The following is a 12,013-nucleotide window of genomic DNA, read 5'->3' on the forward strand; positions in this document are numbered from 1 at the left end:
ATAAAGGTACTAAGTTCTAAAATTATAATACGTTAAGCGATTACAAATTCGGGTTCTTAAATTTCTAATATACTTTGGCCTAAAATTTGACGTTATGTTAAAAGTCAATCGAGAACAGCGTAGAACACTATGAATCGAAAAAACCTCCTTTTTTTCCTGATTTTCTTGGGAACCTTTTTTGTGCTTTCCGCCCAAGAGACCAAAATCTATTCACATGAGGATAAGGCATTTCAAGATGCGTTGGCCTTATACAATAATCAACAATACCAAGCTTCTCAAGCTATTTTTGAAAAGGTGAAAACCACCACAGCAGATGGTGAGACAGAAGCCAATAGTGCATACTATTCGGCCAACGCCGCTATTCGGTTGAATCAACGTGGAGCCGATGGGATGATGGAAGATTTTGTGGAACGCTATCCAACATCAACCAAACGTAATTCCGCTTTTTTAGATGTTGCCGACTATTATTTTGAGACGGGAAAATACCCGTATGCCCTAAAATGGTATAAAAAGGTAGATCAATCTGCCATGTCCAATACGGACAAAGAGCGCTTTAACTTCAATAACGGATATGCCCTGTATGCTTCAAAAAGACCCAAAGATGCGGAACGCTATTTGAGTAAGGTGAGCAATTCTCCTAAGTACGGTTCCCAGGCTAAATATTATTTAGGATATATCGCATATGAACAAGATGATTATGATGAAGCGAGTGCCCGATTCGACCAAATTACAGACCCAGAGTTGCTCAATGAGAAGCTGTCTTATTATCAGGCCGATTTAAATTTTAAGCTCGGTAATTTTGAAGAAGCCATAGCCATGGCGAAAAAACAATTACCAAAATCAGACCGGAAAGAAATATCTGAACTCAATAAGATAATAGGTGAAAGTTACTTTAACCTTGGGCAGTACGGTGAAGCCGTTCCTTATTTGAAAAAATATAGGGGGAGAAGAGGGAAGTTGAGCAATACTGATTATTACTTAATGGGGTACAGCCATTATAAGCAAGGTGATTTTGAAGGGGCTATTCAATATTTCAATAAAATTATAGGAGGAACAAACAGTGTTTCCCAAAATGCATATTATCATCTGGCTGAATGTTATCTGAAATTAGATAAAAAATCAGAAGCACTTAACGCTTTTAGAAATGCTTCCCAAATGGATTTTAGTGCGGAAATCCAAAAAGATGCCCTACTCAATTATGCCAGATTGAGTTATGAAATTGGAAACGCCTATGAACCCGTTCCGCAGGTGATGACCAACTATTTGGAGAGGTACCCTAAGGATGAACATCAGCAGGAAATTCGTGAACTATTGGTTGATTCGTATATCACTTCCAAGAATTTTGAGGGAGCAATGACACTTTTGGAAAAAAACAAGGGCTATGCCAGTAAGGAAACCTATCAAAAAGTTGCATTTTACAGAGGAGTGGAATTGTTTATTGATGGTGACTATGAACCAGCATTGGAGCGCTTTTCCAAATCCTTGAAAAGTGCAGAAAACAAAACTTTTGAAGCGCGTGCTCTATACTGGAAAGCCGAATCGGCCTATAGATTGAACCGTTTTGATGATGCCCTTGTGGATTTCTCACAATTTCAACGTAACCCAGTTGCAAAAAGTTTGGATGAATATCAAAGTATCGATTACAATTTGGGCTACTGCTATTTCAAATTGAAGGACTATGGCAACGCTATTACTTACTTCAAAAAAGTCACAACTTCTAATGCGGAGGACAATGAGCGTTTGAATGACAGTTACCTGCGCTTGGGTGACAGCTATTTTGTAAATAGTAAATATAAGTTGGCCCAATCCGCTTATGATGAATCATCTAAACTGAATGGTCCTGAACGGGACTATGCAGCCTTTCAGAAAGCACTTTGCAGCGGATTTTTGGGTAACAGCTCAGCTAAAATTGATGATTTGAATCAGTTTTTGATTAGATACTCCAAGTCATCATTGCGAGATGATGCCCTTTTTGAATTAGGGAACTCCTATATAAAAGCTGGAAAGGAAACATCAGGCTTACAAACCTATGACCGATTAATAGAAGAGTTCAGTAGAAGTAAATTTGCACCTAGAGCATTATTGCGACAAGGATTGGTGCATTACAATGCAAATAGGAATGACCAAGCTTTATCGAAGCTAAAAGCCGTTGTTAAAAAATATCCCAATACACAGGAAGCCAAACAGGCAGTGGCCACGGCAAAATTGGTATATGTGGATGAAGGAAGAGTGGGGGAATATGCAGCTTGGGTAAGAAACTTGGATTTTGTTGAGGTTACGGATTCAGAATTGGATAATGCCACTTTTGAAGCAGCCGATAGAAAATATGTGGAAGGAAAAACGGATGTTGCCATACGTGGTTTTGAAGATTACTTACGAGAGTTTCCTAATGGTCTTCACGCATTAAAAGTCAATTTTAATCTGGCACAATTGTATTTTTCCAAAGGAGAAAAAGATAATGCGCTGAGCAACTATATAGTAGTGGCCAATAGTGGTAGCGGAGAAAATACGGAGCAAGCACTTACGCGGGTTTGTGAAATATATGTGGGAAAACAGGATTACCAAAATGCCATTCCATATCTGGAACAATTGGAAAGCACGGCTGAAATTGTTCAGAACAAAACGTTTGCCCAATCCAATCTGATGAAAGGCTATTACGGGAAAAAAGATTACGGACAGACCATTGCTTATGCTGAAAAAGTATTGAAAGCCCCGAAAATTGACAACCGTATTAAAAGTGATGCACAGACCATGATCGCTCGCTCTGCCATAGCTACTGATAATGAACAATTGGCTGAAACTGCCTATAAAGAGGTGAAGAAAATAGCAACAGGCGAATTGGCGGCAGAAGCCTGGTTTTATGATGCCTATTTTAAAAATAAAAATCAGGATTTTGAAGCTTCCAATATATCCGTTCAGAAATTGGCAAAAGATTATGCTGGTTATAAGCAATGGGGAGGAAAGGGATTAATCATCATGGCCAAAAACTTCTATGCTTTGGAAGATGCTTTTCAGGCTACCTATATCCTTGAGAGCGTTATTTCCAATTTTGCCGAGTATGATGACATTGTAGAAGAGGCAAAAGGAGAACTATCCTGGATAAAGACCCGAGAGGCACAGAGCAATTCTTCGGTAGACCCCAACGGTAATTAAAGCGAGACATGATTATGCATAAGAACAGCTATATATTTTCCATATTATTTTTGAGTCTTTGGAGTACGGTTTTTGCACAGGAAACCGATGATATAGGCACTGAAACGGTTACAGTTGTCAAACCGTATTCTCCCACCGTTTCAGATGCCTTTAAAATAAAATCCACTCCAAATTTGAACGATTCCATAGTTCTTCAAAAAAAAGAGATCAATTACAGTATTTTCTCTGTGCCAGTGGCTTCCACATTTACACCGGCAAAAGGAAAAGCATCGAGAGTAAAAAAGACACCGGCGCCTACCTTGTATAATTCATACGCTTCCGTTGGTTTGGGAAATTTCAACAACTCTTTGGTCGATTTATATACCAGTAGAGAATTTAATAGAGGAGAAGACTTGTTGGATTTTGGATTGAGTCACCACTCATCTCGCGGCGCTATAGAAACCACTCCCTTAGATGCAGATTTTTACAATACAAATCTAGACGTTTCCTACGCTAAGAAGGACAGGGACATGGATTGGGGGGCTAGTATTGGACTTCAGCACCAATTATATAACTGGTACGGAATTGAAAATGGAGCTTTTGATGATGCTACAATTGCATCCATAGATGAACGCCAGAATTATTTTAATGGCGAGGCAAAAGCCCATTTAAATTTGGAAGATTCATTTTTTAAGAAAGGAACTGTTCTGTTGAGACGATTTTGGGATGCAACGGAATCAGGTGAGAACCGTGTGGTCTTGGAACCATCCATAGAATTGCCCATAACAGAGGAATTAATAACTATAAACACCAAAATTGACTACGTTAATGGGAACTTTAAAAACGCCTCATTAAACAACACTGTAAATGATTCTGAAATTAAGTATAGCCAATTTCAAGTTGGGGTAAACCCAAGTTTATTAATATTGCGTGATGACCTTACCCTTAATTTGGGTGCCAATTTTGTATATGGATTGGATACAGAAAGCAGTGACGGTAATTTTTATATATACCCAGCAGTTACCGCTTCGTATCGTTTGGTGGACGAAACAGTAATCGCTTATGGCGGTATTGAAGGCGAACTAAAACAAAACTCCTATCATGATTTTGTAGATGAAAACCCCTATGTCTCTCCCACTTTGGATATTCAACCCACAGATCAACAGTATGAAGGATATTTGGGACTCAAAGGACAATTAGTGTCAAATGTGGGATATAATATTAAGGGTTCATACACAGCGGAGAATAGAAGGCCCTTGTTTTTTCTCAATCCCCAAAATCTTTTCAGGGATGATGAGAAAGGCTATTTCTACGGGAATTCTTTCCAAGTGTTTTATGATGATGTAAAAACATTGGGCATTTTCGGAGAATTAAATATTGATATAAACCGAAACTTCACTTTGGGTATCAATGCGGAATTTTATGATTATGATACTGAAACTGATAACCCGGCTTGGAACTTACCAAGCGTTAAAGGGTCCTTGTTTATGGATTACCAGATAAATAAGCAATGGTATTTAGGCGCTAATTTGTTTTATGTTGGAGAACGTGAAGATTTGGTTTCGCAAGCTGTTCAAAATGTGTTGCCTTCAGAATTTCCTGCAGCAATTGTAACATTAGATGGTTTTTTTGATGCCAATGCCCATGTAGGCTATCGTTTTAACGAACAGTTATCGGTTTTTGTAAAAGCATCCAATATCGCCAATAATGATTACCAGAGATGGGCCAATTTTAGGGTGCAAGGCTTTCAAGCTTTAGCAGGTGTTTCTTACAAATTTGATTTTTGAGCTGTAAATTAGCACAATAAATTGTTAATGGAATCGTTTTAATCACTACCTCAATCTATTGTTTTTTTGTGGATTGATTGCTCCAATTGAATTGGAAATCATGCAATTACGATTCATTAACATACTAACCTACACTCTTTTCACCCTGATTTGTTCATCGGCGGTATCACAAAACCTTGTGCACAACGGTGGGTTTGAAGATTTTGTGGAATGCCCCGTTAAAATGAGCAATCTCAATAAGGATGCTGAATATTGGAGTGCACCAACCTTGGGTACTACCGATTATTTTAATGAATGCAGTAGGACAAAGTTGGGAATTCCAATGAATTTTAAGGGTAAACAGGAAGCATATGAAGGCAATGCCTATGCAGGCTTATATTTGTTTGCACCAAAGGACTACAGGGAATATATTCAGGTTGAATTGACCGAAACCCTAAAGAAAGGGCACCGATATAGATTAAGCCTTTCCTTGAGCCTCTCCGAAAAATCCGATGGAGCTGTAATGGATATTGGGGCAATCTTTGCCGAATATCCCCTATCCATTCATACCAAAAGACAACTCTCAAATAGTGTTCTGGCTTCGGAATCAACAAAGACAACCCATGCAAAGCAGTTTTCAGCTACAGGTTTTTATGATGATAAAACAGATTGGATGCAGGTAAATTTGGATATCGTTGCGAAGGGATTTGAAAAAATACTAATTCTTGGAAATTTTAAAAGTAATGGCGGGACCCAGTATTTAGATTTTGGAAAAACGGCGACAAGTACTGAAGGTTACTCTTATTATTACTTGGATGATATCTCACTTGTCTATTTAGGCCCGGACTACAAAACCAATCAGAGCTATGTACTAAACCATGTCAATTTTGACTTTGACCGATTTGAATTGGAGCCAAAGGCTAAACAAAGTTTAAAAGACGTATACCAACATCTTCAAAAGAACCCAAACCTAAAGGTGTCCATTAGTGGACACACTGATGATCAAGGTTCAGAGGAATACAATGATGTTCTTTCACAGCAGAGAGCCAAAACCGTTGCAAAATATTTAATGCGATTAGGGCTTCCAAAAAGCCGGATTACTTCTGCAGGATATGGGAACAAGATGCCTTTGGATAGTACGCAAAGTGATAAAGCCCGAAGAAAGAATCGCCGGGTAGAGTTTGTTATGACCGAATTCGTAGACGAATAATCTCTAACAGATTCTTTTAATTTGATGGATTGAAAAGGCCTACCAATAAATGTTCCGATTTGGGAAATAAAATTTCCTTGTTCCACGTATCCCAATAAAATTTTTGGTGCAAACTAGAACTGCCGTCCAATAATTTGTTTATATCCGTATTGTATTCCAGTACAATATTTCCGGTATTTCCACCATTTAGAACAAAAAAAGATTCCGGTTTGTAACCTTTGGATTTTATATTGATTTTCCAATGAAAATCTTTCGTACTACTAAGTGAAAAAGAACCATCGTAATCGGTATACGTAATATTATCCGTTGCATTTAATTCAACAGAAGCTCGATAGACAGGAAATCCCAACTGATCAACAATTTTCCCAGTTATCTTATTTTGGCCAATGCCAAAATAGGGAATAATCGATAATATGAACATACAGGTCACTATGCGCATCATAGTAAGATTTGGACTATAGTAACGAATTTTATTGGAAGTTAGTATCCTAAAAAGAGATAAAATTAGTGGCATCAAAAAATAGTATGCTAAACAATATGGGTTGAAAAAACACGTTTGTATATGCGGTACGAGAACCTACAAATAATCATAACTATGTTTTATAAGGTTACTCGTATTTTTTTGTCCCTTAGTCTTTATTTTTCGATAGCAGCACCTCTTTTTGGACAAAATTTAATTTTGAACCCTGGTTTTGAAAACTACAAAACCTGCCCATTAAACATTACTAATTTTGGTACTCTGCTCGAGGATGTTTCTTTGCCATCATCAAGTTCGGGAGATTATTTCAATACATGCGGTTCAACTGATTTTGGAGTTCCATCAAATTTCAAGGGAACACAAAAAGCCACCGAAGGTTCAGGTTATGTGGGGCTTTATTTCTATGCCTTAAATGATTATCGTGAATATATTCAATTAAACACCAGTAGAACACTCAGGGAAAAACATCCGTATAAGATAACTTTACAAGTGAGCCTTGCAGAGACTTCTAGCTTGGCATTGAAAAATATGTCCATTGTATTGGTAAATAAAAAAGTAAAATTACCCAATAGTTCAGCCTTGACCAGTTCTCGAATGGATTTACAGGAGGATATAAAATTTCATAAGGTAAGATTAAAGGCAGACAATTCATTGGCAAACACAGATGACTGGGTAACACTGACTGCGGAATTTGATGCGAAAGGTTTTGAAAACCATATTATAGTTGGCAATTTTAGTGACAATATAAATACGGAGTTGTTGAATCAAAAAGAATCTATATTATCCAGTGATTTCTCGTATTACTTCGTCGATAATTTAGCCTTGGAAGAATTGCCAAGAATTAATTATGAAAAAGATAAGATATATGTGTTGGAGCGTAATCCATTTGAACCAAAAGGATACGAATTGGACGCAGAGGCAATAGCAAGTGTTAAAAAGATATTCAAGTTTCTAAAAGAGAATGCGGAGGTTCAGATGAAGATTACAGGCCATTCAGACAATGTAGGACAACCAGGATATAATAAGTACATATCTTCTTTAAGGGCAAGAGCCGTTGCACTATACCTCAAAAACCTTGGTATTGATGATAATCGCATTGTGTGGGAAGGTGTTGGAGACACAAGACCGCTTGGAAACGGAAAAATCAAGGAAGATCATCTTTCCAATAGGAGAGTAGAATTTGTGATGACCGAATTTAAGGATTAGTATTTTCCGGTGTGTCTTCAGTTTCATAGACATCGTTACAATTACATTTTCTATTTTTGAAGGAAACCTTCAAAAATGAAAAAATTTCTTTTCAGTTTTTTTATCCTTTCTTTTTTTGTTGCCTGCAACCCAAAAGAGGAAGTTGATTTAATTGTTTCCAACGCCAATATCTATACTGTTGATTCGGATTTTTCAAAAGTAACCAGCGCAGCAGTAAAAGATGGTGTATTTGTGGCTGTTGGGGATACCGAGGAAATTCAGCAAAAATATAAGGCAAAGAAGGAGATAAATGTAGAAGGAAGAACTATCGTCCCAGGACTAATTGATGCACATTGCCATTTTTATGGATTGGGGCTTAACCAGCAAGTTGTGGATTTGGTTGGCACTTCTAGTTTTGAGGAGATTGTTGATAGGATAGTGGCATTTCAAAAAGAACAGCCCGCAAATTTTATTAGAGGTAGGGGTTGGGACCAAAATGATTGGGAGGTAAAGGAATTTCCAACAAAAGATAGATTGGACGAGTTATTTCCAGATACTCCCATCGCCTTGGAAAGAGTGGATGGACACGCCTATTTGGTCAATCAAAAGGCATTGGATTTGGCTGGAATTATTGCCAATACTCAAGTGGAAGGTGGTGAAATTGTAAAAAAGGACGGAAAACTAACAGGTGTTTTGGTTGACAATCCCATGGCAATGGTAGATGCCGTAATCCCCAAACCCACTAGAAAAACCCAGATTCAAGCCTTAAAAGATGCAGAGCAACTATGCCTAGATTATGGTTTAACCACAGTTGATGATGCTGGACTCCACAGAAGTACGATTGAATTGATAGACAGTCTCCAAGGTACGGGAGATTTATCCATACGGGTGTATGCCATGGTGAGCAATACATCTGAAAATTTAGATTATTACCTAGAAAATGGAATCATAAAAACAGATAGGTTGAATGTGCGTTCGGTAAAAGTTTATGGTGATGGTGCATTGGGTTCACGAGGTGCCGCGTTAAAAAAACCATATTCAGATAAAGAAAATCATTTTGGAGCTATGGTTACCCCTGTGGACGAAATTGAACATTTGGCGGAGCGAATTGCTACCTCCGATTATCAAATGAATACACATGCCATTGGTGATTCAGCAAATGTTGTGGTACTTAAAGCCTATAAAAAGGCGCTGGACAACATGGAAGATAGACGTTGGAGGGTAGAACATGCGCAAGTGGTCTCCGAAGCAGATTTTGACTATTTTAAAAATGGAACAATCCCTTCTGTTCAACCTACGCATGCAACCAGTGACATGTATTGGGCCGAAGATCGTTTGGGACCAGAACGGGTTCAAGGCGCATATGCATTTAAAAAATTATTGGATAAATCGGGTATCGTTGCCTTGGGAACAGATTTTCCAGTGGAACAGGTCAGTCCATTCTTAACATTCTATGCAGCGGTGGCCCGTCAAGATTTGGAAAAGTACCCTGAAGTTGGTTTTCAAACTAAGGATGCACTTACCAGGGAGGAAACCTTGAAAGGGATGACCATTTGGGCGGCATATTCAAATTTTGAAGAAAACGAAAAAGGTAGCATCGAAGTTGGTAAATTTGCTGACTTTGTCATTTTGGAAGATGATATTATGACCATACCACTTGATCAAATCCCCAGTTTGAAGGCAGAACAGGTTTTTATTGGAGGAAATCAGGTAAAATAAAAAAAGGCGAGCTGTTAGGTTCGCCTTTTTTCTATAAAAATCTTGTATTACAGGCTCATTGGCAAGGAAACACGTGTGGTTCCCCATCCCATAACCATAGTGCCATTTTCTTCAAAAGCAATAGAAAACGCCTCTAAAGAATCACTGTCAGTACTTGCTTTTGCTGTAACTCGTACCACATCTGCATCGCTATTATAAGAATAGGCTCCCCATTGGTTTAAATTTCCATTTAAAATAACAGTCCACTCACTCTCTCCTGGTATAGTAAATAGAGCATAAGTTCCAGCTTTCACAGATTTCCCACCTACAGTGGCATCCTTATAAAAAGTAATTTCTGGTGCTTCATTGGCACCAGTTCTCCAAACTTTACCATCAGGCGCCAGTTCAGAAAGACTACGCCCTTTTAATTGCGGACGACTGTATATTACACGGGCAGCTTTCTCAGAAACCCTGTAACTAGATGGAAAAGATGCAATATCCGCGGGACTTTTATCCAGGCCATTAAATTTTTGAGCGGTTGCCTCTGTTGAAAAAACAAGCGTTAAGGTTAAAAAAGTAAGTAATAAAATATTTTTCATCATGATGATTTTAGTTGATTTCAAAACTAGGGTGTAATTGGCTCGTTTTTATTTAAAAAGAAGTTAAAATTTAACACCACTTTCAAATTGCTCTGTAAAATATGTTTTCAATAAAAAATTATTTCATTTTTATATAAAAATGAATATTTAAATAATAAAATGTAATCAATAAAGTGATATGTGTTTATTTAATGTAATATTAATGTCATTTTTGTTTTAAAATTGAAATAATAGAAAGATATGTGCGGAATTGTATGTGCGTTTGATGTCAAGGAAAGTACAGAAGTATTAAGGCCCCAACTTTTGGAAATGTCCAAGAAAGTGAGGCATAGAGGACCGGATTGGAGTGGAATTTATTCAGATGATAAGGCAATATTGGCCCATGAGAGGTTGGCAATAGTTGACCCGGCATCCGGAAAGCAACCATTGTTCAGTGCGGATGAAAAACTGGTGTTGGCCGCCAATGGCGAGATTTATAACCATAGAGAATTAAGAAAGCAGTTTGAAGGTAAATATGAATTTAAGACCGAATCTGATTGTGAAATTATTTTGGCGCTGTACCAAGAAAAAGGAGTTGATTTTGTTGACGAACTAAATGGAATTTTTGGTTTTGCCATATATGATAGCGAAAAGGACGAATACTTCATTGCTCGAGATCATATGGGAATCATTCCATTATATATAGGATGGGATAAAAATGGTACTTTTTATGTTGGATCTGAACTTAAGGCATTAGAAGGAACCTGTTCCAAGATTGAACTTTTCCCTCCTGGACATTATTTACATAGTGCCGATGGTGAGTTTAAAAGATGGTACAAAAGAGATTGGATGGAGTATGATGCCGTAAAAGAAAATGAAACCAGTATTCAGGAGATAAAGGATGCTTTGGAAGCTGCTGTGCATCGTCAGTTGATGTCGGATGTGCCATACGGTGTTTTATTGTCTGGTGGTTTGGACTCATCAGTAACCTCTGCGGTTGCTAAAAAGTATTCGCAAATGCGGATTGAATCAGGAGATACCAAAGAGGCTTGGTGGCCTCAACTACATTCCTTTTCAGTAGGTTTGGAGGGCTCCCCAGATTTGGCCGCGGCCAAATTGGTTGCGGATCATATTGGTACAATACACCATGAAATCAAATTTACCATCCAAGAAGGCCTTGATGCTATAAAAGATGTTATTTATAATCTGGAAACCTATGATATTACTACCATTAGAGCTTCTACTCCAATGTATTTGATGGCCAGAGTAATAAAATCGATGGGAATTAAGATGGTGTTATCGGGAGAAGGAGCGGACGAGTTGTTTGGAGGGTACTTGTACTTCCATAAGGCTCCAAGCCCAAAAGATTTTCATGAAGAAACCGTTAGAAAACTTGATAAATTACATATGTATGATTGCCTTAGGGCCAATAAATCGCTTGCCGCATGGGGAATAGAAGGTCGTGTCCCCTTTTTGGACAAGGAGTTTATGGACGTTGCCATGCGTATAAACCCAAAAGATAAAATGATCAATGGAGAGCGTATGGAAAAATGGGTGGTTCGCAAAGCTTTTGAAGCCTATCTTCCAGAAAGTGTGGCTTGGAGACAAAAAGAACAATTTTCTGATGGTGTTGGATACAGCTGGATAGACACGCTGAAAGAATTAGTGGATCAGGAGGTGAGTGATGAGCAATTGGCCAACGCCCATTTCAAATTCCCAATACAAACACCAACAACGAAAGAGGAATACTATTACCGTTCCATTTTTGAGTCACATTTTCCGTCAGATGCCGCTGCATTGTGCGTGCCTCAGGAACCTTCTGTGGCCTGTAGCACCAAAATAGCTTTAGAGTGGGACGAAGCTTTTAAGAACATGAATGATCCATCAGGAAGGGCAGTGGCCAATGTCCATGAAGATGCATACGATAAATAGGCAACCAAATTTTAAGATATGTAGGGTGAAGATG

Annotated in this window: 8 protein-coding genes; 6 read left to right on the plus strand and 2 right to left on the minus strand. The window is 38.1% G+C overall.

Annotation, left to right across the window (positions count from 1 at the left end):
- The first annotated feature begins 129 nt into the window (after nucleotides 1-129).
- From AAY42_RS16790 to AAY42_RS16800, 3 genes are all read left to right on the plus strand, one after another.
- Nucleotides 130-3,153 carry a tetratricopeptide repeat protein gene (locus AAY42_RS16790; protein ID WP_055397301.1) on the plus strand — a complete coding sequence of 1,008 codons (3,024 nt, stop codon included), beginning with the start codon at nucleotides 130-132 and terminating at the stop codon, nucleotides 3,151-3,153.
- Between the two features lie 14 nt (nucleotides 3,154-3,167).
- The gene (locus AAY42_RS16795) at nucleotides 3,168-4,919 is read left to right on the plus strand and encodes a TonB-dependent receptor (RefSeq protein WP_055397303.1); all 1,752 of its coding nucleotides are present in this window, start codon (nucleotides 3,168-3,170) and stop codon (nucleotides 4,917-4,919) included.
- Between the two features lie 100 nt (nucleotides 4,920-5,019).
- Nucleotides 5,020-6,108 (plus strand): OmpA family protein, encoded by a 1,089-nt coding sequence (locus AAY42_RS16800; RefSeq protein ID WP_139063761.1) that lies wholly within the window; start codon nucleotides 5,020-5,022, stop codon nucleotides 6,106-6,108.
- Between the two features lie 16 nt (nucleotides 6,109-6,124).
- Here AAY42_RS16800 and AAY42_RS16805 read toward each other — a convergent pair whose 3' ends face one another.
- Complete coding sequence (locus AAY42_RS16805) at nucleotides 6,125-6,622, minus strand: carboxypeptidase-like regulatory domain-containing protein (protein WP_139063762.1); 498 nt, start codon at nucleotides 6,620-6,622, stop codon at nucleotides 6,125-6,127.
- Nucleotides 6,623-6,670: 48 nt separating this feature from the next.
- On the opposite strand from AAY42_RS16805, the gene AAY42_RS16810 reads away from it, so the two are divergent.
- Both AAY42_RS16810 and AAY42_RS16815 read left to right on the plus strand, forming a co-directional pair.
- Nucleotides 6,671-7,792 carry an OmpA family protein gene (locus AAY42_RS16810; RefSeq protein WP_082433488.1) on the plus strand — a complete coding sequence of 374 codons (1,122 nt, stop codon included), beginning with the start codon at nucleotides 6,671-6,673 and terminating at the stop codon, nucleotides 7,790-7,792.
- Nucleotides 7,793-7,867: 75 nt separating this feature from the next.
- Nucleotides 7,868-9,490 carry an amidohydrolase gene (locus AAY42_RS16815; RefSeq protein WP_055397311.1) on the plus strand — a complete coding sequence of 541 codons (1,623 nt, stop codon included), beginning with the start codon at nucleotides 7,868-7,870 and terminating at the stop codon, nucleotides 9,488-9,490.
- Between the two features lie 47 nt (nucleotides 9,491-9,537).
- Here the strand turns inward: AAY42_RS16815 and AAY42_RS16820 are convergent, their stop codons facing one another.
- Nucleotides 9,538-10,068, minus strand: a complete 531-nt coding sequence (locus tag AAY42_RS16820; RefSeq protein WP_055397314.1) for a DUF2911 domain-containing protein — start codon at nucleotides 10,066-10,068, stop codon at nucleotides 9,538-9,540.
- Nucleotides 10,069-10,308: 240 nt separating this feature from the next.
- On the opposite strand from AAY42_RS16820, the gene asnB reads away from it, so the two are divergent.
- The gene (asnB, locus tag AAY42_RS16825) at nucleotides 10,309-11,979 is read left to right on the plus strand and encodes an asparagine synthase B (protein ID WP_055397316.1); all 1,671 of its coding nucleotides are present in this window, start codon (nucleotides 10,309-10,311) and stop codon (nucleotides 11,977-11,979) included.
- Nucleotides 11,980-12,013 lie beyond the last annotated feature (34 nt).

Origin of the sequence: Flagellimonas eckloniae (genome assembly GCF_001413955.1) — a bacterium.
Taxonomy (GTDB): domain Bacteria; phylum Bacteroidota; class Bacteroidia; order Flavobacteriales; family Flavobacteriaceae; genus Flagellimonas; species Flagellimonas eckloniae.